The organism is Paenibacillus sp. HB172176 (genome assembly GCF_011947265.1).
Lineage (GTDB): Bacteria > Bacillota > Bacilli > Paenibacillales > Paenibacillaceae > Pristimantibacillus.
This window is the reverse complement of sequence record NZ_JAATHD010000016.1, coordinates 56,971-79,746: the sequence shown is the minus strand read 5'-3', so window position 1 is coordinate 79,746 and position 22,776 is coordinate 56,971. Positions and strand designations below refer to the sequence as shown.

The following is a 22,776-nucleotide window of genomic DNA, read 5'->3' as shown; positions in this document are numbered from 1 at the left end:
GAACAACCTTTATAGGGACATTCCTCGAAGGAGGTGAGAGAATTGGTTGATGTTCTATCGCAGAATGAAATTGACGCCTTGCTGGCAGCATTGTCCTCTGGGGAAATGGATGCGGAGGAATTGAAGAAGGAAGAAGTCACACGCAAGGTAAGTGTCTATGATTTCAAGCGCGCGGTTCGTTTCTCGAAGGATCATATCCGAAGCCTGACTCGTATTCATGAGAACTTCGCGCGATATCTGACAACCTATTTCTCAGCGCAGCTCCGGACGTTTGTGCAAATTAACGTCGTGGATGTCGAGCAATTGCCGTACGATGAATTCATTCGTTCCATCCCCAAGATGACGATTCTGAATATATTCGAAGCGGAGCCGCTCGAAGGACGAATGGTGCTTGAAGTTCATCCGAATGTTGCTTACGCCATGCTTGATCGAATGCTCGGCGGTCAGGGAACGGCGCCATCCAAAATTAACGCTTTGACCGAGATTGAAACGATAGTTATGGAGAAAATTTTCGCAAGAACATTTGACAGCCTGCAAGAGGCCTGGAAAACCGTCATCGACATCTCGCCCAGACTGGAAGCGTTGGAGACGAATCCGCAATTCATGCAGATTGTATCTCCGAACGAAACGATTGCATTAATTTCCTTCAGCACCAAAATCGGCGATACAACAGGAATGATTAACCTGTGCATTCCCCATGTGGTGCTGGAGCCGATCATGCCAAGACTGTCTGTTCATCATTGGTTCGTGTCTCAGAAGAAAGAACGAGCTCCCGAGGAAGTTGAAATTCTGGAGCAGCGCGTTCATAAAGCAAAGCTTCCGATCGTGGCTGAACTCGGACATTCCTCCATCACGATTCAAGAATTTTTGTCGTTAAGCGTAGGGGATGTGCTTTCGCTGGACAAGTCTGTGAATGACGGACTTAAGATAAAGGTCGGGGACAAATTGAAGTTTATTGGCAGTCCCGGCTCGATTAAGGATAAATTGGCCGTTCAAGTCGACGAAATTGTAAGCGAAGGAGTGGAAGAAGAATATGACGAGTAAGGATTATTTGTCGCAAGAAGAGATTGATGCGTTGCTGCGTCAATCCTCCAATGAGCCGCTTGACGAAATGCCGCCTCCCGCGAACGAGGTTCAGTTGTCCGATTATTTGTCTTCGATCGAGCAGGATGCACTTGGTGAAATCGGAAACATTACTTTCGGCAGCGCCGCAACCGCGCTATCGACGCTGCTCGGCAAGAAGGTGGACATTACGACGCCTCAGGTAACGCTTGTTCGGAAGGATCAACTCGGCGATGTGTTTCCAAGGCCGCATGTGGCAGTCAGCGTTCAATATGTTGACGGTTTCGAAGGGATTAACTCTCTTGTTATCCGGACTAAAGATGCGCAGGTTATCGCTGATTTGATGCTTGGCGGAGAAGGCGAGGTAGATGGGAATCAGGAGCTGAATGAAATTCATATTAGCGCAGTTCAGGAAGCGATGAATCAGATGATGGGCTCATCGGCGACCTCGATGTCTACCATTTTCAATCGGTTTGTCAACATTTCGCCCCCCGGCATTGATATTTTGGATGTTAGCAACGGCGACGGAATGTCGCATTTGCCGCCGGTTGATGTGTTTATCAAAATCTCCTTTCATCTTACCATTGGCGATTTGATTGATTCGACGATCATGCAGCTTTTGCCTGTCTCATTTGCGAAGCAAATGGTTTCGACCTTGATGGGAGGAGAGGAGGACATTGGAACGGGTTCAGCGGCTGCGGCAGCGGAGCAGAGCAGTGCCCAGCAGCAAACGGCAGCTTCTTCGGCAGTTGCCCCGACGCCAGCGCCAGAGCCTCAGAGACCTCCTGAACAAATGCCGCAAAGCTATGGAAATCCTGCTGCTGCCTATGATTCTTTTGGTCATCCGGGTCCTGCGCCGACTTCGCCGAACGTTAATCGGAATGTAAATGTTCAGCCCGTTCAATTCGCGAACTTCAATAATCAACAATTTGCGCAAAATGAAGCGACAAATTTGAATTTATTGCTCGACATACCCTTAAAGGTCACTGTAGAATTAGGAAGGACCCAGAAGCAAATTAAGGATATTCTCGAACTGTCTCAAGGCTCGATTATTGAGCTGGACAAGTTGGCGGGCGAGCCGGTCGACATCCTTGTCAACAACAAATTAATCGCCAAAGGCGAAGTTGTTGTCATTGATGAAAATTTCGGCGTGCGCGTGACGGATATAGTAAGCCAATGGGACCGCATTCAAAAATTACAATAACATCCTAGGAGGAAATGAAGATGGCAAACCGCATTCTAATTGTAGACGATGCTGCATTTATGCGTATGATGATTCGAGATATCTTGTCGAAGAACGGATATGAGGTCGTTGGAGAAGCGCAAGACGGCGCTCAAGCCGTGGAGAAATACAAGGAGCTTAAACCGGATTTGATTACAATGGATATCACAATGCCGGAGATGGATGGCATTTCCGCTTTGAAAGAAATCAAAAAAATGGACGGCAACGCAAAGGTCATTATGTGCTCGGCCATGGGACAGCAGGCTATGGTTATCGATGCGATTCAAGCGGGCGCCAAGGACTTCATCGTAAAGCCGTTCCAGGCGGATCGCGTAATTGAAGCGATTAAGAAGACGCTTGGATAAGCAGACGTCGGCAATGAAGAATTACCGAATTGCCATCTGCTCTCTTCTGCTCGCTGTTGCAGGCATTCAAGCATACCCGTTGCCCGTTGCTGCGGCTGCGGGAGGAGATTCGAGCAACGATACAACGGGAAATCTCGGAGCGGTCTCATCTCAAACGGCTGGAAGGGATACACCGGATACAAGTGAACTGCTAGGCAATATTGTTTGGGTAATTGTCGCGCTTGCCATTGTTGTCGCTTTGATGATTCTCGTCATTAAATGGCTGTCGATTCGAAGCAAGCAATGGGGAGCAAACCGAGCCATGCGTACGCTTGGCGGCGTATCTCTAGGCCAGAGCAGCTCGATGCAGGTGGTGGAGATTGCGGATCGCATCTATATCGTCGGAGTCGGTGAGAGCATTACTTTAATTGACAAAATTGACGATCCGGAGCTTGTGTCCGCCGTCTATGCATCCTTTGAACGCAAATCTCAGCAAACATGGAATTCGCAGGATATTGCAGGGGTTCTTAGAAAGCTCCTCAAACGGAACAAGGAACAGTCTGCGGTTGATACGCGGGATGCAGACGAGGCGTCAAGCTTTCAGCAACTGCTCCAAAGGAAGCTGAGCAATCAATCAAGTCGCAAGCAGCAGCTTGAGAGCTTGCTTCAAGAACAAAAAAAGAATGAACGGTTGATCGATCATGAGGAATAAGAGATGGCTGTCGTTCGCAGCGGTTCTCCTATTGTCATTGCTTGTCCAACAGCACGCAAACGCTTTGGAACTGCAATTGCCCGATCTGTTCGGCGATGCAAGCGATGATCCGAACAGCGATACGAATACGAGCGCATTATCGATACTATTGCTGCTCACGGTGCTCAGCATCGCACCTGCCATATTGGTTCTAATGACGAGCTTTACTCGCATCATAATCGTGCTTGGTTTCGTAAGAACGTCGCTGGGCACGCAGATGATGCCTCCCAATCAAGTGCTGATCGGGCTTGCCATGTTCCTTACCTTCTTCATTATGGCGCCTACCTTCGGTCAAGTGAACGAGGTAGCCTTGCAGCCCTATCTGAAGCATGAGATTAGTCAGACGGAAGCGCTCAAGGAAGCCTCGGTGCCGCTCAAGCGGTTTATGTTCTCGCATACAAGAGAGAAGGATTTGCTGCTCTTCATGAATTATACGAAGACGGAGAAACCGGAAAGCTTCGAGGATATTCCGATTACCGTGCTGGTTCCGGCTTACGCAATCAGCGAGCTTAAGACGGCATTCACGATGGGTTTTGCCATCTTCATCCCTTTTCTCGTTATCGATATGATTGTGGCTAGTACATTAATGGCGATGGGAATGATGATGCTCCCGCCGATTATGATATCGCTGCCCTTTAAAATTTTGCTCTTCGTCATGGTGGACGGCTGGTACTTAATCGTGAAATCGCTGCTCGTCAGCTTCAATTCTGGATGATAGGCGGAGGGAATGGATATGAGCTCTGAAATGGTTATCGGACTAGCGGGAGAAGCGGTTTACACCGTGTTGAAGGCAAGCGCGCCAATGCTGGTTCTAGCGCTTGTCGTCGGTCTGCTCGTCAGTGTATTTCAAGCAACCACGCAAATTCAAGAGCAGACGCTTGCGTTCGTGCCGAAAATCGTGGCCGTGTTTCTGTCAATTATTATTTTTGGCCCCTGGATTTTGAACACCGTTCTCGATTTCACTTATAATCTGCTGAATAATCTCAATTATTACATCGGTTAGGCTGTGAGTGAATGGACGCAATAGAACAAGGTTTGCCTATTTTTTTATTGATTTTTTGTCGAATTACCTCTTTTTTCGTCGTCGCGCCTGTCTTTTCTTCCCGAGGCGTGCCGAACACGTTCAAGATTGGTCTAGGCTTCTTTCTTACCTTTATTATCTTTTTGTCTTACGGCTTTCAACAGACGATTGTCATTGACGCCTCCTATCTACTAATGATTATCAGAGAAATTCTGATTGGCGTTTTAATCGGTTTTGTCGTATACCTGTTTTTCGCTATCGTTCAAACCGCGGGAGCTTTCATGGATATGCAGATCGGTTTCGCCATGGCGAATGTCGTCGACCCGCTTTCCGGCGTTTCGGCGCCGCTGCTGGGCAATTTCAAGTATATGCTTATGATTGTCGTGTTCCTGATGATGAACGGCCATCATTTCTTGTTGACTGGTCTTATGGACAGCTATCAATGGATGCCGCTTGATAATGCTCTGTTCTCCAGAATGCTGGAGGGCGGCATTACAGATATGCTGGTACGAATATTCAGCAACACGTTTCTGCTGGCGGTTCAAATTGCTTCACCACTTGTAGTGGCGATGTTTTTGACCGACCTCGGTCTGGGCTTTCTTACGAAAACTGCGCCTCAATTCAATGTATTTGTCATTGGCATTCCATTGAAGATTATTGTAGGCTTGTTCCTGCTGATTCTGCTTCTCCCGGGAATGTCCGTTATTTTCGAGAAGCTTTTCTCTATTATGTTCGACTCGCTCGAGCAATTGTTCGGAGTTGTGCAAGGACCGCCTGAGGGGCAGTAGGAGGTGGGACAACATGCGTCAATATCAATTGAAACTGGATTTGCAGCTGTTCAATCAGGAGAAGACGGAGAAAGCGACGCCGAAGAAGCGCGAGGAATCGCGCAAGAAAGGCCAGGTAGCCAAATCCAGCGATCTCCCCGGCGCGCTTATTTTATTGTTTGTCTCCATGTCGTTCTTCATGCTCGGCGGTTATTACAAATCAGCGGTGCTCGGCTTGTTTCACAGCTTGTTCGAAAACTGGCTGACATTGACCATTACGCCCGATAATGTGATCAGTCTATTCATGGATGTTGCTTGGAAAATGCTGCTGATGCTCATGCCAATATTCGCAATCGTCATGCTGATCGGCATTCTCGGCAATATTGTTCAATTCGGTTTTCTGTTAACCGGGGAACCGCTCAAGATGCAGCTTAAGAAGCTGAATCCGCTGGACGGTTTCAAACGCATCTTCTCGGCCAGGAGTTTGGTGGAATTCGCGAAAAGCATTCTGAAAGTTTGCATTATCGGCTTGCTGGTTTACATGACCATTCAGAGAGAATGGGATGAACTGCTTGTTCTCTACTCCAAGCCGCTCGAAGCGATCTTCTCGTTCGCTGCGGGTCTGACGATCAAGCTTGGCATAGAGATTGGCGCCGTGTTGTCCGTGCTTGCTTTCCTGGATTTTCTGTACCAGAAATACGAGCATGAGAAAAGCATCAAAATGTCGAAGCAGGACATTAAAGACGAATATAAAAAATCGGAAGGCGATCCATTAATCAAGGGCAAAATTCGCGAGCGGCAGCGCAGGATGGCTATGCAGCGAATGATGCAGGAAGTGCCGAAGGCCGATGTGGTCATAACGAATCCGACCCACTTCGCGATTGCGCTCAAATATGACGCTTCGGAGATGGAAGCTCCGAAGATCATCGCTAAGGGCATGGATCATATCGCGCTTAAGATTAGAGAAGTCGCCAAAGAAAACGGCATTATAACGATGGAAAACAAGCCGCTGGCCAGAGCGCTCTACGAGCGAGCCGAAATTGGGGATGTTATCCCTGCCGACCTGTTCCAGGCAGTTGCGGAAGTGCTGGCGTATGTATATAAATTGAAAGGCCGTGTCTAGCTAGTTTGATTCTAACGGGAGGAGGCAGCGTCATGAAAGGAAAGGATTTATTCATCATAATAGGAATTATTGGCATCGTGCTCATGATGATTATTCCGATCCCGGTCTTTCTTATTGATATTTTTCTGATCCTTAACATTTCACTTGCGCTAATGATTCTTTTGGTTGCAATGAATACAAAGGAAGCACTGGAATTCTCGATCTTCCCGACCATTCTTTTAATTTCGACGCTGTTTCGACTGGCGCTCAGCATCTCGACGACGCGCAGCATCCTCCAGCATGCGGATGCGGGGAAGGTAATCGCAACCTTCGGCAGCTGGGTCGGGGGCGGAGAGGTCGCGATCGGCTTTATCGTCTTCCTTATTCTTGTCGTCGTGCAGTTTATTGTCATTACGAAAGGCTCCGAGAGGGTTGCCGAGGTCGCTGCGAGATTCACGCTCGATGCGATGCCCGGCAAGCAGATGAGTATCGACGCCGATCTCAACTCCGGTTTGATCAATGAACAGCAAGCAAGAGAGAGACGCTCGAAGATTGAGCGGGAGTCCGACTTTTATGGAGCGATGGACGGCGCGAGCAAATTTGTCAAGGGCGATGCGATCGCGACGATCATCATTCTGATGATTAACCTGGTCGGCGGTTTTGTCGTCGGGATGGCGATGCATGGCTTGCCCTTTCAGGAATCGCTGCAAACCTTCTCCTTGCTGACAATCGGCGACGGTCTTGTTGCTCAAATTCCCGCTCTGCTGATATCGACCGCGGCAGGCTTGATTGTCACGCGCTCCGCTTCGGAAGGAAATCTATCCGACGACGTGACGGGACAACTGCTCAAGTACCCCAAAATGCTCTATATTGCCGCGGGAACAATCGCGGTACTGGGCTTGACGCCGATTGGTCCGATTCGGACATGGCCTTATGCAATTATTCTGGCTGTAGGCGCTTGGTACATGCAGAAGATGCAAGCGCAGAAGCTTGAGCAGGAAGAACTGCTTGTCGAGGAGCAGGAGATTGAAGAGGTTAGAAATCCGGAGAGCGTCATCAGCTTGCTTCAGATCGATCCGATCGAATTCGAATTCGGATACGGCCTCATTCCTCTTGCGGATACTCAGCAAGGGGGCGATCTTCTGGACCGTATCATTATGATCAGACGCCAATGCGCGCTTGAGCTGGGACTCGTCGTACCGGTTATTCGCATACGGGATAATATTCAATTGAAGCCGAATGAATATGTTATCAAGATCAAAGGCAATACGGTAGCCCGAAGCGATCTTCTGCTTAATCATTATCTGGCGATGAGTCCAGGCTTTGACGATGATTCCATAACAGGCATCGAGACGACGGAGCCTGCATTCGGTCTTCCCGCTATATGGATTGACGAATCTATGAAGGAGCGTGCCGAGCTGTCGGGTTACACCGTCGTTGATCCTCCGTCCGTCGTAGCGACGCATCTGACAGAGATTATTAAACGTCATGCGCATGAACTGATTGGAAGGCAAGAAACGAAGCAATTAATCGAGAATGTGAAGGAAAATCATCCGGCGTTGGTCGACGAGCTTATTCCTTCAATTCTAACGGTCGGGGATGTTCAGAAGGTGCTGGCCAAGCTGTTGAAAGAGAAAATATCAATTCGCGACCTCGTTACCATTTTCGAGACATTGGCGGATCACGGTCCGTATTCCAAGGATCCGGATATTTTGACGGAATATGTGAGACAGTCGCTTTCGAGGCAAATTACACAGCAATATTCGCCAAGCGGCGATACGCTCAGGGTCATTACGGTAGGCCCTCAGCTTGAGAAAAAAATCTCGGAATCCGTGCAGCAAACCGAGCAAGGCAGCTATATCGCCCTTGATCCCGTCTCGACCCAACAAATCTATCAGAGGATGAACGAGCAGGTGAACAGACAGATTCAATCGGGCACACAGCCGGTGGTGCTGGCTTCGCCGACGATTCGAATGTATCTGAGACAGATTCTGGAGCGAACGATGAACGAGGTTCCGATTCTATCCTACAGCGAACTGGAGCCTAATATTGAAGTACAGAGCGTCGGGGTGGTGAATCTATGAGGGTGAAACGTTATATTGTGAACGCCTTGCCGGAGGCTGTGACCATGATCAGAACCGAACTGGGCAAGGATGCGGTCATTCTCGACACGAAGGAAATTCGCGTAGGCGGCTTCATGGGCATGTTCAAGCAGAGGAAAATGGAAGTTATTGCAGCGATTGAAGCGGGAGCCTCGAAGGAAAGCCCGCAGCAGCAACGCAAGCTGACCCCTGAAGTAAGCTCGGTAGTGGAGCAAATTCTTCAGACGGCCAAGGGAGCTAGCACGGCGGTAGCTGAGCCTCCTGCTCCTCCTGAACCTCTGGCTGCTGCTTACGATGCAAGAGCCGGGGGCTCCGCTTCCCGGTCCAAACAAGAGCAATATCTGGAGAACGAATTTCGCGAGCTTCGCGAGTTTATGGTGAAGCTGACGAAACAGCAGCAAGCGCCGAATGCGTTAACGGATTCCCTGCAACAATTGAAGGACCGTTTAATAGAGCAAGAGCTTGATCAAAGTCATGTTGACAAGCTGCTTGAAGCATTGCTCGAGCGGGAAAAGGCGGAAGAGCAGCCATTTGGCAAGGCCGAGGTTTGGAAGCTGACCAAGGAAATATTGCAAGAGTGGCTGCAGCCTTACACGGAGGAAGGCATTTCGAGCGAAGCGAGAGTAATCCACTTCGTTGGTCCTACCGGCGTTGGCAAGACCACGACCATCGCCAAGCTGGCTGCCGAGCAATCGATCAAGTACAGAAAGAAGGTCGGATTTATTACATCGGACACCTATCGGATAGCGGCAGTCGATCAGTTGAGAACCTATGCCAACATATTGAATGTGCCGCTGGAGGTCGTCTTCTCGCCGATGGATTTGCCCAAAGCCTACAAGGAGCTCGAAAGCCGGGATTTGATTCTTATGGATACGGCAGGACGGAATTTCCGCAGCGAGCTTCATGTATCCGAGGTCAATTCGTTGCTTCAAGTCCAGCATAAGAGCGAGACGATTCTTGTTTTAAGCTTGACCGCTAAGTCGAGGGACATGGAGATGATTGCCGATAAGTTCAGTCATTTTGGCATAAGGAAAGTGTTGTTCACGAAGCTGGATGAAACCGCGGTATACGGCTCTGTCGTGAATCTCATCTTGCGTCATGAGCTGCATCCGACCTACATCGCAAGCGGACAAAACGTTCCGGATGATATTGCTCCCTTTCATTTGTCAAAATACCTGGATTTGCTGTTAGGTGACCCCCATGATGAATGATCAAGCGGAAGCATTGCGCCATTTGGTCAGCCGGCAGGATCCGACAGAGCTTCAGACTGCTTCGAGAATTGTTACCGTCACAAGCGGCAAAGGCGGAGTGGGCAAATCCAATTTCAGTTTGAATTTTGCATTGGCGCTGCAGCGATTGGGAAAGAGAGTTCTCGTGTTCGATGCCGATATCGGAATGGCGAATATCGATGTGTTGATGGGCAGATCCTCCACATACAGTCTGTACCATTTGCTCAAACAAGAGAAAACGATATGGGAAATTATTCAGCTCGGACCCGAGGGGCTGCATTATATTGCCGGAGGCTCAGGGTTCAGCGATTTGATCGATCTGACCGAAGATCAGCTCAATCGTTTTGCCGGGGAGATCGAAAAGCTTCATGGACAGTATGATGTCATCCTCTTCGATACAGGGGCCGGCCTGTCGAAGGAAACCGTCAAGTTCATCGGGGCGGCTCAGGAAACAATTGTCGTGACGACTCCGGAGCCCACATCGATTACCGATGCCTACGCACTTATTAAGATGGTTAGCGGAATGGGCATGGGTGTTGATTTTAAATTGATCGTGAATCGTGCGATCGATCACAGGGAAGGAAGAGAAACGGCCCAGAAGATGAATTTGGTCACGAACCGTTTTCTGCAATTCGAGCTCCCCATGCTTGGCATTGTTGCGGATGATTCCAATGTCTCGAAAGCGGTCAAAAGACAAATTCCGTTTCTGATCGCTTTTCCGCATACAGATGCAACTGCTGCCGTAACAAGGATCGCAAAAAACTTCTTGGAGATTCCGGGAACACGTTCCGACAGCGGGGGCGTCAAAGGATTTTTAACTAAATTTTTTAGACTATCAAGGTGATCCTTTGGATTCGAGGAGGGGAAACGATGACTTCTTATCGCGTATTGGTCGTTGACGACTCTGCGTTCATGAGGCAGATCATTAGTGATTTAATCACGAAGGATGGGCAGTTCATCATAGCGGGAACCGCCGTTAACGGCATGGAAGCGGTGAATGCGGCGCTAAAGCATAAGCCCGATGTTATTACGATGGATTTGGAGATGCCGGAGATGAACGGCATCGAGGCGCTGCGACTCATTATGCAAACCTCGCCTGCTCCCGTCATCATGTTGTCGGGGATTAGCGAGAACAACACCAGAGATACGATAAAGGCATTGCAATATGGAGCGTTTGATTTTATCCGCAAGCCCTCCGTTTCGGGTTCCGGAGATGATATTTCCCAAGTGGGAATCGTCTTGCTGGAGAAGCTGAAGGCGGCGGTGCTTGCTAGCAAAAGCAAATCCGTTCAATTGCTGGAGCAGCAGTCCAGCAAGCAGGAGACCGCTGCAGCGGATGAGCGGCAGCAAGCTGAGAAGGATCAGAAGCCGGCGACAGGCAGAAGCGAAACGAGACTTCAACCTAAACCCGCTTCTTTACATATACCAAAGCGAGAAAAAAAAGCCGAAAGCCCGCAGCTGCGACCTGGCGAATTCAAATTATCACAGCCTCCCAAGCAATCATCCAGGCTTGTTGACGCAACGCGGTCTGAACGGGTCCAAAAGCCGATTAACCCGTCTGAATCAGCAGGCAAGGCCGAGCAAAAGACGGCTGCTAAAGCGAGTGCCGGGTCTTCGGCTCCGGAAGGCAAGAAACGGGTGGGCGGCAGCTTTAAACATTTCGTCGCCATCGGCACATCTACGGGAGGTCCAAGAGCGCTTAATGAAGTCATCTGCTCATTGCCAGCCGATTTTCCGGCACCCGTATTCGTCGTTCAGCATATGCCTCCCAAGTTCACGAGATCATTGGCGCAGCGACTCGACAGCTTCTCTGCTCTCCATGTCGTTGAAGCCGAGCAGAATATGGAAGTAAGGGCGGGCTTTGTCTATATCGCGCCTGGAGGCTTCCATCTTGAGCTCGCGAAGAAGTCCGGCAGTTATTTTGTCAAGCTGACCGATTCGCCTCAACGCAATGGACATCGGCCATCGGTCGATGTCATGTTCGAATCCGTTGCGGAGTTTCCCGAGCTTTCCCGTCATGCGGTTGTCATGACCGGGATGGGCAGCGACGGCGCCAAGGGATTGAAGCTTCTCTCGGAAGGCGGCGCGGTATCGCTGATTGCCGAGTCGGAAGAGACCTGTATCGTGTACGGCATGCCCCGCGCGGCATTCGAGAGCGGCTATGTGAAAACTGTATTGCCGCTTCATGCAATTGCGAAGGAGCTTACAGAAGCCGTGCTGCAGCAATAAGCGGAATTGAAATCGATTATTCTAACAGGAGGTGCAAGTGTATGGATATGAATGCGTATTTGTCCATGTTTATCGACGAATCGAACGATCATCTGCAATCCTTGAACGAAAATCTGCTAAAGCTCGAAAATAGCCCGGAGGATATCAGCATCGTGCAAACCATTTTCCGTTCCGCGCATACGCTCAAGGGTATGTCGGCAACGATGGGATTCGAGGATTTGGCCTCGCTTACTCACGAGATGGAGAACGTGCTGGACCTTGTCCGCAATGACAAGCTGAAGATGGACAGCTTTATTTTCGATACCTTATTCAAAGGCTTGGACGCACTCGAGGCCATGGTGCAGGATATTATCGGCGGAGGGACAGGGAAAGCGGATGTAACGGCAATTGTCGCTTCTCTGCAAAAAATATTTCATAATGATTATCAATCGAATGCTGACAACGCTTCCGAGGGGAATGTCCCGGCTCAAGTCCAATCGGCTTCATCCGGTGTCGTGCTGCTTGACCAGTTCCAGTCTTCAATTCTGCAACAGGCGATTGGCAGCGGCCAACAGCCTTACTACATCAGGATTACTCTTGATGATACATGCGTACTCAAGGCAGCAAGAGCCTATATGGTGTTCGATTTACTGGAGCGGACGAGCGAAATCGTAAAGTCGGAGCCCTCCGTGCAGGACTTGGAGCAGGAGAAGTTCGATCGTTCCTTCACGGTTTTCGTCATATCATCGCTTCCGCAGGAGGGGCTGTCTGAACAAATCAGCCGCATATCTGAAATCAAAGAAGCGATTGTTACGCCTCTGGACGAGGAATCGCTGATTGCAATGACAACTGCGCCGGCCGCCGCGGCTTCAGAAGCAGTTGCTGTGGCCGAACCGGCAAAAGCGGAAACGAAGGAAGTCAAGGCCGCCCAGGAGAAGAAAGCGGAGCCGGCCAAGAGCAAGTCCGGCGCAGCGCCGGCCGCCGTTGCGACTCGCACGATTCGTGTCGATATCGATCGACTGGATCTGTTGATGAATTTATTCAGTGAGCTGTTGATCGACCGTGTTCGATTGGAGCAGCTTGCCAGCGAGATTAAGCGCAACGAACTGACCGAAACGGTGGAGCATATGACTCGCGTTTCCTCCGATTTGCAGAATATCGTGCTAAAGCTTCGCATGGTGCCCGTGGACTCCGTGTTCAATCGATTCCCGAGAATGATAAGAGATCTGGCGAAATCATTGGACAAGAAGATGGAGCTCGTCATCACCGGCGCGGATACGGAGCTTGACCGCACGGTTATCGATGAAATCGGAGATCCTCTTGTGCATCTGTTGCGGAATTCGGTTGACCACGGTTTAGAAACGCCCGAGGAGCGGCTCGCTGTCGGGAAACCGGAGACGGGGACCATTCACTTAAGAGCGTTCCACAGCGGCAACAATGTGTTTATCGAGGTCGAGGAAGACGGTCGCGGGATTAATCAAGAGAGAGTGCTTAAGACTGCAATCAAGAACGGCGTTATTACCGAAGAAGAAGCGAATCGCTTGACTTCCGATGAAATAAACATGTTGATTTTCGCGCCTGGCTTTAGCACGGCAGACAAAATTTCAGATATTTCCGGCCGCGGAGTAGGGCTTGATGTCGTTAAAACCAAGATTACATCGCTTGGCGGCAATGTCACGATTCATTCGGTGCAGGGACAAGGAACGAAATTTTCCGTGCAGCTGCCGCTAACACTGTCTATTATAGCTGCAATGCTGATTCAGCTAGGCTCCGAGAAGTATGCGGTGCCGCTTTCTTCCATTGTGGAGACAGGCGTGATCAAGCGCGAAAGCATCTTGAATGTTCATGGCAATTCCATGATTCAATTCCGGGAATCGATTATCCCGCTAATCTCGCTCAGCAAGGTGCTCGAATCTCCCGATTTCGATGAAAGCGCAGAGGAAGAAACGGAAATCATCGTCATTCGCAAAGGCGATAAATGGGCTGCGGTCATGGTGGACGAGTTTATCGGCCAAAGCGAAATCGTACTGAAATCATTAGGCGGCTTCTTGTCGCATATTCCCGCCATATCCGGAGCAACGATACTTGGCGACGGCTATGTCGCATTAATCATTGATCCAAACGCACTTATCAAATAAGGAGGTTTTTGCAATGGGAGAAGAATTGAAGGTTATCGTGTTCGCGCTTGGCAAGGAAGAGTACGGAATCGAAGTGGACAAGGTTCGCACCATTGAAAGACTTTCCCCGATTACCCGTGTTCCCAAAACGGCCGACTTCATCAAAGGCGTCATTAATTTGCGCGGCGTCGTTGTGCCGGTCATCGATCTTAGGGGACGTTTTAATCTTTCCGAGACGGAGCCTACGGAAAATTCGCGAATCATTGTTGTCGCGGCCAATGAGCTTGAGGTTGGATTTATGGTCGACTCGGCAAATGACGTTATCGATATCGATACGGACACGATTGATTCGCCGCCGGAGGTTGTTGGAGGGATTAAAGCGAAGTATTTGCGCGGCATAGCAAAACTCGGGGAAGGACGCTTGCTCATCATGCTCAACTTGTCTGAAGTTCTTAACAAAAACGAGATTATTCGACTTGAGCAGCTAGAGGTATAAGCCGTGGCGGGATTTAATTCATTTGAAGCCTTTGAACTCGATGTGTTGAAGGAAGTCGGCAATATTGGAGCGGGCAATGCGGCCACCGCGTTGTCCAAGCTGCTGGGCAAGCCCGTTGATATGGCGGTGCCGAAGGTCAGTCTGCTTGCCTTCGAGGAGGTGGCGGAGCGAGTCGGCGGCTCGGAGCAGATCGTGCTGGCGGTATTCCTCCGCGTGGAGGGAGAGGCGCCCGGCAACATGTTTTTCATTATTGAGGAACAGTCCGCCAAGCGAATTCTGCGTCAGCTGCTCTCCATGCGTCATGAGGATGAGGAAGAGAGCTATTCGGAAATGGAGCTGTCCGCGATTTGCGAAATAGGCAATATTCTGGCAGGCTCTTACTTGTCTTCGCTAGCGGATTTCACTCAGCTTAGCATGCAGCCGTCCGTGCCCGGCATTGCCCATGACATGGCTGGAGCGATTCTTAGTTACGGCTTGATGCAATATGGCGAGATGGGAGATTCGGCCTTGCTGATCGAGACGACGTTCCTGGAAGATTGCGAATCGCTCGAAGGCCATTTCTTCCTAATCCCTGACCCGGAATCGTTCAACAAAATTTTCAGGGCATTAGGAGTCGGTCAAGAATGACAGGACAATTGCAGATCAAGGTTGGCATGGCAGATCTTAATATAGCTGTTGACGGGGCTCTATTAAAAACGACCGGGTTGGGCTCTTGCGTCGGACTTACCTTGTTCGATCCGAGATCCAAAATTGCCGGCATGGCTCATGTTATGCTTCCTTCCTCTGAGATTGCGCGCGAATCCTCTTTCAATACGGCCAAATACGCGGATACGGCAATTCCTGAACTGCTGGATCGTATGCTCGCCGTTGGCGCAAGATTGGATCGATTGCAAGCGAAGATGGCGGGCGGCGCGCAAATGTTCGCCCTCTCGGGACAATCGGACACGCTAAGAATCGGACCGCGGAACGTTGAGTCATGCACGGCTTTGATGAAGCACTATCATATTCCGGTGCTAGCGCAGGATACCGGCAGCAATTACGGGCGCACAATCGAACTCGACAGCATAACCGGCAAGCTGTTTGTCAAAAGCGTGCAGTATGGAATAAAGGAGTTTTAATATGCTGGGAACTTGGCGATGGAACGCAGCTTTCGGTTTGCTTGGAATCGGACTTACAGTCCTGTTCTCCTATAGCGATAATCCGTGGTCTGTTATTATGATTCGGGCTCTGTATGCATGCGCAACCTTCTTCGTGCTTGGCTACGCGGCGAGAGGCGCGCTTGGCATCATATTGAAGCCGCCTGCGCTAATCGGCGAAATAGAAGACGAGCAGGAGGATAAAGGCGGTCAGCTTGATCTGTCAACGCCCGATGAGTCAGAGGATCTGAATGCAATGTTGAAGGAACAACTGCAAGGCGCGAATGCGAATGGAGAGCCGGGCAAGGACGGGAAGTCAGAAGGCTTCAAGCCGCTCTCTCCTCCCCAGCTCGTGTCGACGTCAAATAACAAACAACCAGAAGAACTAGCAAAGGCATTACGTCACCTGACAGGAGAGTGAGTCGATGACTGAGTTGAAAGCCCCTCAATTGACCTACTTCGATCTGTGGCAGGCATGGAAAGAATGCGGGAATCATGAGGCGAAAAAGCAGCTAATCGAAAATTACTTGCCGCTTGTTGAATTTGTTACGAACCGCATGGCGATTGGACTTCCCAAAAACATCATAAAGGATGATCTTGCGAGCAACGGCGTAATGGGTCTCATTGATGCGATAGAGAAATTCGATTATCAGCGCGGACTGCAGTTCGAGACCTATGCTTCCTGGCGAATACGAGGCAGTATTATCGATGGTCTCAGGCAAGGAGACTGGGTTCCCAGATCGGTCCGCGAGAAAGCGAAACGAGTCGAAGAGGCGTATCAGCATCTTGAGCAGAAACTGATGCGATCCGTCACCGACGCGGAAGTCAGTCAATATTTGCAAATTTCCGAGAAGGAATTTGCCATAATGCTGCAGGATATATCCGTGGCGACGATATGCTCGCTTGAAGATCCGATTCGTGAAGAAGAATCCGAGACCCGCATGTCATTGCTGGTGGACGATAAAGCAAAAAATCCTGATCATAAAGCGCATGAATATTATTTGAAAGAATCGCTGGTGAAAGGCATTGACCGTCTAACCGAGAAAGAACGAATTGTGGTATCCCTATTCTACTATGAAGAATTATCCCTCAGCGAGATAGCTGAAGTTATGAATTTGTCACCATCGCGAATTTCCCAACTCCATTCTAAGGCGATCTTGCGGCTTAGAGGAGCATTGGCTAAATATAAAGATCAATTAATGCAGCAATAGCGATTAGGAGGAGGCGTATGATGGACTCATCAGATCTGGAATCTTATCTTCGCGTACAGACTTCCGCTGACAAGCTGTCCGCTTTTCTAACATTCTCCAAAATGTCGGATGAATTTGAATGCCGGCCGGGCGATCTGGAATCCTTTCTTAAAAGCCATGGCGTGGTCTTCGGTATCAAGCTCGATGTCTTGAACGAGATTTGCAAGTTGCCGCTTGCATTTTGCAAAGAGCAAACCCTCGTCGCTCAAGGGAAGAACGCTTTGCCCGGGAAGGACGGCACGGTGCGATTTGTCTACGATATGAGCGATAACGATCAGAAGCCGTCGAAAGAACAAAACGGCAAGGTGAATCTCAAGGAAGTATCGAACCTCAAAAATGTCACGCGCGGAATGCTCATTGCTGAGCTCGTGGAACCGCTTGAAGGCGAGGCGGGAATGACGGTTACCGGAGAAGAGCTGGCATCGAAGCTTGGCAAACGCGCCAGATTCAAGCTTGGCAAAAACGTTGTGCTTAATAATGAGCAGACCGCGATGTATGCCGCGCTGGACGGATTGATAACGATAACCGACAAAAGCAAGATTAATGTATTCCCCGTCTATGAAGTGAATGGCGACGTCAATTACAGTGTCGGCAACATCGATTTTGTGGGTACGGTCGTCATTCGAGGAAATGTGCTGAACGGCTTCCGGGTGAAAGCTTCAGGAGATATCCGGGTGGTCGGAGGCGTTGAAGGCGCGGAGTTGGAATCTGAGGGGTCGATCGATATTACCGGTGGCATTATGGCGAGCGGCAAAGGCTTTGTGAAAGCGGGACGCAATGTTAAATGTTCGTTCGTGCAAGAAGGAAATGTGTATGCCGCCGAGGATGTCATTGTTTCTCAAAGCATTATGCATTCAATGGTCAAAGCTGGCAGAAGCATCTATTGCTCGGGAGCTAAGGGACTTATCGTCGGTGGTTCCATTCAAGCAGGAGATTTGGTAAGCGGCAGAACGATCGGGAACGCGATGTCGACGGCAACATCGATTGAAGTTGGCGTTAATCCGAGTCTTCGCGAAGAAATGATTGAACAGAGGGCGAGAATCAAGGAATCGAGAGAGAGCATTGACAAAACGGATAAAGCGCTCGTCATACTCGATCAGCTGGCGGCAGCCGGACAATTATCTCCAGAAAGACAGGCGATGCGCATCAAGCTGAACGCGACCAAGCGCCAAACGCTCCAGATTGCGGATGAAGCGAAAAACAGAGTGTTGGAAATCGAAAAGATTTTGGAAGGAACGGACCGTTCGAGAGTGGATGTAAGCGGTACAATTTACGGAGGCACAAAAATAGTCATCGGCAGATATACAAAATTCGTTAAAGACAGCGTTCAAAAGGCGAGCTTTCAATTAAAAGACGGCGATATAGCCATCGCTCCCTATGTTCCGAAATGATAAAATAAGTTGTTCGAGTCAGAGGTGATTCCCATGACCTATAAACCGCTTGATCTTCAAATGTCAGTTCCGAGAACACAGGAATTCAGCAACATGCAGCAGCAAGCCGCCCAAAAGCCCGCAATGGATCAAACGATGCTGGAGGGTCAAGCTGCGAAGCATACGGAAGAGCTGCGCATGCACAATTCAGCGGTGGAACAAACCGGGCAGGCGCATGTCCGCGCCAATCAGGACGGCAAGCACAGCGGAGCTCATGAACAGCGCAAGAGGACTAAGGAATCGGTCGAGGGGGATGAAGACAAGCCGGAGCAGGCCGCTCATCCTTTCAAGGGGCATCATTTGGATATTAAATTATAATGGACTTAGGAACAGGCATGTTTAGCTCGAGAGGCGGTAGGTAAACCATGGACCCATTACAGAATATTATTCTCATCGGAGCGGTTGTCATCGTGGGCGCCTTTCTCATGCCTAAGAAGAGAAAACCGGCGGAATCGATGCGTACCGTGCAGAGTATGGAAACGGCGCTCGAGCAGTTTATGGAAAGCATGGAGAAGGATAATGCGGATGTCATGAACCTGATTACTGCTTCTCAGGAGGCAAATAAGAAGGAGACGGATGAGAAGGACCGGCGTATTGCTGCGCTGGAGGCTCGATGCGAGCAGCTTGGCCAACTGCTTGAACATTCCATGAAGCAGTCACAGCCGGATGATCATGTCGACACGCATGAAGTAGTCAGCCTGAAGTCGCAGGCTTCGTCAGAACAGGCTTCCCTGGCGGAGGCGAATCATGCCGCTGCCGATGCGCGCTCGCCGAACAGCGGCAAGGAGCAGGATGCGAATAAGGAGCAGTCGATTCAAGCCAGGTACGCAGAGCTGTTCGAGCTGCATCATAACGGAAAATCGATAGAGGCGATTGCGAAGAGTATGGGACTTAACAAAGGCGAGGTACAGCTCATCATACAACTAGCCAAGCAGGAGGGAGAGCGACGTGTTTGACAGAAGAACCTTCCTGTTGGGGCTGGGCATAGGCATCATTATCGGGGCGCTGTTGTTCAAGCTTTTCGAGATCGGAGAGTCCAGTGAATCGAATTTGCAAAAAATAAGCAATGAACTGAATGCATCGGATTCTGCTGCTCAGGCGTCGGATGCCGGGGCGACCAGCAAGCCGAACGCAGGAGATGATCCCGCCGCACCTGCTGCGACAATGACTCCTGCTCCTGCCGGAGCAATAAGCGACAAGAAGCAGGGGTCCGAAGGCGAAGGAGCGGGCTTGGCGGAAGAGGACTTTATGATCAGAGTTAAAGCTGGATTGACGCTGGAGGAAGGCGCTCAGGTGCTGGAGGACAATAAGGTTATCTCAGATGCGGAAGCTTTCACGGCGAGAATGCAGGCGCATGGAAATCGGATTCGCGCCGGTTTTTTCTTGTTTCATCGAGGAATGAGCATTGACGATGTGATGAGCATCGTAACAAGCACGCCTATGCAGGAAGAAGAAGTGCGGCAGTACATGCAGGAGCATCCCGAAGTCGCGAAATCAGAATGAATCTTGCACAGGGCATCTATCTATGATATATTAAATGACGGTGTTAAAAACACACGTCGATCAATTTCGTCAACGGTGCTTTCGCTCGGCGAAAGTTTTGGCGAAAGATGCGATGGACGGAGGAGCACACAAAAACCAAATCAGGAGGTGCGTAAATATGGCGGTTATTTCCATGAAACAGCTGCTTGAAGCTGGGGTACACTTCGGTCATCAGACACGTCGTTGGAATCCAAAGATGGATCGTTATATTTTCACAGAAAGAAACGGCATTTACATCATTGATCTTCAGAAAACAGTAAAGAAGGTTGACGAAGCTTATAACTTCGTTAAATCCATTGCTGCAGAAGGAGGAACAATGCTGTTCGTAGGAACGAAGAAGCAAGCTCAAGATTCAGTTAAGGAAGAGGCTGAGCGTTGCGGCAACTTCTACATTAACCAGCGTTGGCTCGGCGGAACTCTGACGAACTTCTCGACAATCCAGAAGCGTATCGATCGCTTGAAGACGCTTGAGAAGTGGCAAGAGGACGGCACTTTCGAGGTTCTTCCGAAGAAGGAAGTTATCATTCTTCGCAAAGAAATGGAACGTCTTGAGAAATTCCTGGGCGGAATCAAGAACATGAACGGTTTGCCAAGTGCATTGTTCATTATTGATCCTCGCAAAGAGCGCATTGCAGTTGCAGAAGCTCGTAAACTGGGTATCCCAATTGTTGGTATTGTAGATACAAACTGCGATCCGGATGAAATCGACTACGTTATCCCTGGTAACGACGATGCGATCCGTGCGGTTAAGCTGCTTACAGCGAAGATGGCTGACGCAATTGTTGAAGCCAACCAAGGCGAGCAAACAACGGCTTAATCCGACAATCGAACAAACGAATTCGCAAACAACAAAGGGTGGTCAGATGGTGAAAGCCTCTCACCGCCCTTTTTTTGAACAAAATTCTGATTTGACCTTATAGGAGGGTTTTTCATGGCAGTTAGTGCTAGCGCGGTAAAAGAGCTTCGTGAAAGAACAGGAGCCGGAATGCTCGATTGCAAGAAAGCATTGGACGAAACAGGCGGAGACGTTGAAAAAGCAATTTCACTGCTTCGCGAAAAAGGCCTTGCGGCTGCGGCTAACAAAGCGGGACGCATCGCGACTGAAGGCGTTGTTGAATCTTACATTCATGCAGGCGGCCGTATCGGCGTGCTGGTTGAAGTAAACTGCGAAACAGACTTTGTTGCAAAAACGGATCAATTCCGCGAGTTTGCGAGAGATATCGCCATGCAAATCGCCGCTGCTAACCCGAAATTCGTTCGCCGCGAGGAAGTGCCCGGGGACGAAATTGAGAAGGAACGCGAAATTCTTAGAACTCAAGCGCTTAACGAAGGCAAGCCGGAGAAAATTGTCGACAAAATGGTTGAAGGCCGCATTTCGAAATATTATGAAGAATATTGCTTGATGGAGCAATCCTTCATCAAGGATCCGGACAAAACGGTTTCAGAGCTGCTGAACGAGAAAATTAGCAAGATCGGCGAAAATATTTCGATCCGTCGCTTTGTTCGTTACGAGCTTGGCGAAGGTCTTGAGAAAAAAGTTGACAATTTCGTTGAGGAAGTTATGGCTCAAGCGAAACTTTAATCCGAACGCACAGGCGGGGCGGGGCGTCCGCCCCGCCTTGCTTCTATAATGGAACATATTATGAGAGACCTCTTACGAGGGCATGATGGAGGTATAAGCGTTGGAGAATCCTGTATTTAAACGTATCGTATTGAAGGTAAGCGGCGAATCATTGTCAGGACAAGAAGGATACGGGATCGAATCATCCGTTATTACGTCCATTGCGAATCAAGTTAAGGATGTTGTGGAGCTTGGCGTGGAGGTTGCAATCGTCGTAGGCGGCGGCAATATCTGGAGGGGCATCGCAGGCACGGCGAAGGGAATTGACAGAGCGACTGCGGATTATATGGGCATGCTCGCCACGGTCATGAATTCTCTTGCCTTGCAGGATGCGCTTGAGCAGATTGATGTTCCGACGCGGGTTCAAACCTCGATTGCGATGCAGCAAATTGCAGAGCCGTACATTAGACGCCGCGCCATTCGCCACTTAGAGAAGGGAAGAGTCGTCATCTTCGCGGCAGGAACAGGCAATCCATTCTTCTCGACAGATACGACTGCAGCGCTTCGCGCAGCCGAGATCGAAGCCGAGGTCATCCTGATGGCTAAGAACAAGGTAGATGGCGTCTATTCCGCAGATCCATTCAAAGATAATTCTGCAGAGAAGTTCGAAGAATTGACTTACCTCGATATGCTTAACTTGAATTTAGGCGTGATGGATTCTACGGCTTCATCGCTTTGCATGGATAATAACATACCGCTAATTGTGTTCTCGATTACGGAGAACGGTAATATTAAACGGGTTGTGCAAGGAGAAAAAATCGGAACGATTGTGAAAGGAAGTGCGAAATAATGCCAGAAGCAATTAAGAAGAGTGCGGAAGAACGAATGGAAAAGGCGATTTCGTCATTGAAACGTGATCTGTCCACTTTGCGCGCGGGCAAAGCGAATCCGGCTTTGCTGGATCGCATTCAGGTAGAATATTACGGTGCGATGACGCCCCTTAATCAATTGGCGAATATTAATACGCCGGATTCACGCACCATTATGATTCAGCCATGGGATAAATCGTCCGTAGGCGCGATAGAGAAAGCTATTATGAAATCCGATCTCGGCCTTACGCCTTCGAATGACGGAGCAGCCATTCGGATTTCCGTTCCCCCGCTTACCGAAGAGCGCCGCGCAGAGCTCGTCAAAACGGCAAAGAAATTCGGAGAGGAAGCTAAAGTGGCAATCCGCAATATTCGTCGCGATGCGAATGATGATGTGAAAAAGCTGGAGAAGACCGATATCTCCGAGGATGAATCCCGTCGTCATCAGGATGATATTCAGAAGGCAACGGATAAATTCATAGCCGAGGTTGACAAAGTATTGGCTTCCAAAGAAAAAGAAATTATGGAAGTTTAGAAGGAGATATGTTTCATTTCGGTTGGGAGGAA

26 protein-coding genes are annotated in these 22,776 nt (G+C 49.5%); all 26 read left to right on the top strand.

Features of this window, described 5'->3' with window-relative positions:
• Nucleotides 1-42 precede the first annotated feature (42 nt).
• The 26 genes from fliM to frr all read left to right on the top strand — a co-directional run bounded on the left by fliM (nucleotide 43) and on the right by frr (nucleotide 22,744).
• Nucleotides 43-1,044, top strand: a complete 1,002-nt coding sequence (gene fliM / locus HFP08_RS19310; protein ID WP_168122244.1) for a flagellar motor switch protein FliM — start codon at nucleotides 43-45, stop codon at nucleotides 1,042-1,044.
• The gene (fliY, locus tag HFP08_RS19305) at nucleotides 1,034-2,266 is read left to right on the top strand and encodes a flagellar motor switch phosphatase FliY (RefSeq protein ID WP_168122243.1); all 1,233 of its coding nucleotides are present in this window, start codon (nucleotides 1,034-1,036) and stop codon (nucleotides 2,264-2,266) included. The genes fliM and fliY overlap by 11 nt, the downstream gene beginning before the upstream one ends.
• A gap of 20 nt (nucleotides 2,267-2,286) precedes the next feature.
• Complete coding sequence (locus HFP08_RS19300; protein ID WP_087570964.1) at nucleotides 2,287-2,649, top strand: response regulator; 363 nt, start codon at nucleotides 2,287-2,289, stop codon at nucleotides 2,647-2,649.
• Nucleotides 2,650-2,662: 13 nt separating this feature from the next.
• Complete coding sequence (locus HFP08_RS19295; RefSeq protein ID WP_168122242.1) at nucleotides 2,663-3,340, top strand: FliO/MopB family protein; 678 nt, start codon at nucleotides 2,663-2,665, stop codon at nucleotides 3,338-3,340.
• Complete coding sequence (gene fliP, locus HFP08_RS19290; RefSeq protein WP_168122241.1) at nucleotides 3,330-4,094, top strand: flagellar type III secretion system pore protein FliP; 765 nt, start codon at nucleotides 3,330-3,332, stop codon at nucleotides 4,092-4,094. The genes HFP08_RS19295 and fliP overlap by 11 nt, the downstream gene beginning before the upstream one ends.
• Before the next feature lie 18 nt (nucleotides 4,095-4,112).
• Entirely contained in the window at nucleotides 4,113-4,382 is a 270-nt protein-coding gene (fliQ, locus tag HFP08_RS19285; protein ID WP_168122240.1) for a flagellar biosynthesis protein FliQ, read from the top strand.
• 11 nt (nucleotides 4,383-4,393) lie between these two features.
• Nucleotides 4,394-5,188 (top strand): flagellar biosynthetic protein FliR, encoded by a 795-nt coding sequence (gene fliR, locus HFP08_RS19280; RefSeq protein ID WP_168122239.1) that lies wholly within the window; start codon nucleotides 4,394-4,396, stop codon nucleotides 5,186-5,188.
• A gap of 13 nt (nucleotides 5,189-5,201) precedes the next feature.
• The gene (gene flhB / locus HFP08_RS19275) at nucleotides 5,202-6,290 is read left to right on the top strand and encodes a flagellar biosynthesis protein FlhB (protein ID WP_168122238.1); all 1,089 of its coding nucleotides are present in this window, start codon (nucleotides 5,202-5,204) and stop codon (nucleotides 6,288-6,290) included.
• Nucleotides 6,291-6,322: 32 nt separating this feature from the next.
• A complete protein-coding gene (gene flhA / locus HFP08_RS19270; protein WP_168122237.1) occupies nucleotides 6,323-8,353 on the top strand; it encodes a flagellar biosynthesis protein FlhA in 2,031 nt (676 codons plus the stop codon).
• Nucleotides 8,350-9,582, top strand: coding sequence for a flagellar biosynthesis GTPase FlhF (flhF, locus tag HFP08_RS19265; RefSeq protein ID WP_168122236.1), 1,233 nt, complete (start codon nucleotides 8,350-8,352; stop codon nucleotides 9,580-9,582). Before flhA ends, flhF begins: the two co-directional genes overlap by 4 nt.
• Complete coding sequence (locus tag HFP08_RS19260; RefSeq protein WP_168122315.1) at nucleotides 9,575-10,444, top strand: MinD/ParA family protein; 870 nt, start codon at nucleotides 9,575-9,577, stop codon at nucleotides 10,442-10,444. The genes flhF and HFP08_RS19260 overlap by 8 nt, the downstream gene beginning before the upstream one ends.
• 26 nt (nucleotides 10,445-10,470) lie before the next feature.
• On the top strand, nucleotides 10,471-11,829 hold the full coding sequence (locus tag HFP08_RS19255; protein WP_168122235.1) for a protein-glutamate methylesterase/protein-glutamine glutaminase: 1,359 nt from the start codon (nucleotides 10,471-10,473) through the stop codon (nucleotides 11,827-11,829).
• A 41-nt stretch (nucleotides 11,830-11,870) separates the two neighbouring features.
• A complete protein-coding gene (locus HFP08_RS19250) occupies nucleotides 11,871-13,946 on the top strand; it encodes a chemotaxis protein CheA (RefSeq protein ID WP_168122234.1) in 2,076 nt (691 codons plus the stop codon).
• Between the two features lie 13 nt (nucleotides 13,947-13,959).
• Complete coding sequence (locus HFP08_RS19245) at nucleotides 13,960-14,421, top strand: chemotaxis protein CheW (RefSeq protein ID WP_168122233.1); 462 nt, start codon at nucleotides 13,960-13,962, stop codon at nucleotides 14,419-14,421.
• 3 nt (nucleotides 14,422-14,424) lie between these two features.
• Nucleotides 14,425-15,048, top strand: coding sequence for a chemotaxis protein CheC (locus HFP08_RS19240; RefSeq protein ID WP_168122232.1), 624 nt, complete (start codon nucleotides 14,425-14,427; stop codon nucleotides 15,046-15,048).
• Complete coding sequence (locus HFP08_RS19235) at nucleotides 15,045-15,539, top strand: chemotaxis protein CheD (RefSeq protein ID WP_168122231.1); 495 nt, start codon at nucleotides 15,045-15,047, stop codon at nucleotides 15,537-15,539. Before HFP08_RS19240 ends, HFP08_RS19235 begins: the two co-directional genes overlap by 4 nt.
• A gap of 1 nt (nucleotide 15,540) precedes the next feature.
• A complete protein-coding gene (locus HFP08_RS19230) occupies nucleotides 15,541-15,978 on the top strand; it encodes a hypothetical protein (RefSeq protein WP_168122230.1) in 438 nt (145 codons plus the stop codon).
• Nucleotides 15,979-15,982: 4 nt separating this feature from the next.
• Entirely contained in the window at nucleotides 15,983-16,768 is a 786-nt protein-coding gene (locus tag HFP08_RS19225; protein ID WP_168122229.1) for a FliA/WhiG family RNA polymerase sigma factor, read from the top strand.
• A 17-nt stretch (nucleotides 16,769-16,785) separates the two neighbouring features.
• Nucleotides 16,786-18,198 carry a DUF342 domain-containing protein gene (locus HFP08_RS19220; protein WP_168122228.1) on the top strand — a complete coding sequence of 471 codons (1,413 nt, stop codon included), beginning with the start codon at nucleotides 16,786-16,788 and terminating at the stop codon, nucleotides 18,196-18,198.
• Nucleotides 18,199-18,231: 33 nt separating this feature from the next.
• The gene (locus HFP08_RS19215; protein WP_168122227.1) at nucleotides 18,232-18,555 is read left to right on the top strand and encodes a hypothetical protein; all 324 of its coding nucleotides are present in this window, start codon (nucleotides 18,232-18,234) and stop codon (nucleotides 18,553-18,555) included.
• A gap of 47 nt (nucleotides 18,556-18,602) precedes the next feature.
• The gene (locus HFP08_RS19210) at nucleotides 18,603-19,193 is read left to right on the top strand and encodes a DUF6115 domain-containing protein (protein ID WP_168122174.1); all 591 of its coding nucleotides are present in this window, start codon (nucleotides 18,603-18,605) and stop codon (nucleotides 19,191-19,193) included.
• A complete protein-coding gene (locus HFP08_RS19205) occupies nucleotides 19,186-19,740 on the top strand; it encodes an MltG/YceG/YrrL family protein (protein WP_168122226.1) in 555 nt (184 codons plus the stop codon). Before HFP08_RS19210 ends, HFP08_RS19205 begins: the two co-directional genes overlap by 8 nt.
• 157 nt (nucleotides 19,741-19,897) lie before the next feature.
• Nucleotides 19,898-20,596, top strand: coding sequence for a 30S ribosomal protein S2 (rpsB, locus tag HFP08_RS19200; RefSeq protein WP_168122225.1), 699 nt, complete (start codon nucleotides 19,898-19,900; stop codon nucleotides 20,594-20,596).
• A 114-nt stretch (nucleotides 20,597-20,710) separates the two neighbouring features.
• Nucleotides 20,711-21,361 carry a translation elongation factor Ts gene (gene tsf / locus HFP08_RS19195; protein WP_168122224.1) on the top strand — a complete coding sequence of 217 codons (651 nt, stop codon included), beginning with the start codon at nucleotides 20,711-20,713 and terminating at the stop codon, nucleotides 21,359-21,361.
• Between the two features lie 100 nt (nucleotides 21,362-21,461).
• Nucleotides 21,462-22,190, top strand: coding sequence for a UMP kinase (gene pyrH, locus HFP08_RS19190; protein WP_168122223.1), 729 nt, complete (start codon nucleotides 21,462-21,464; stop codon nucleotides 22,188-22,190).
• Nucleotides 22,190-22,744 (top strand): ribosome recycling factor, encoded by a 555-nt coding sequence (frr, locus tag HFP08_RS19185; RefSeq protein WP_168122222.1) that lies wholly within the window; start codon nucleotides 22,190-22,192, stop codon nucleotides 22,742-22,744. Before pyrH ends, frr begins: the two co-directional genes overlap by 1 nt.
• The last annotated feature ends 32 nt before the right edge of the window (nucleotides 22,745-22,776 follow it).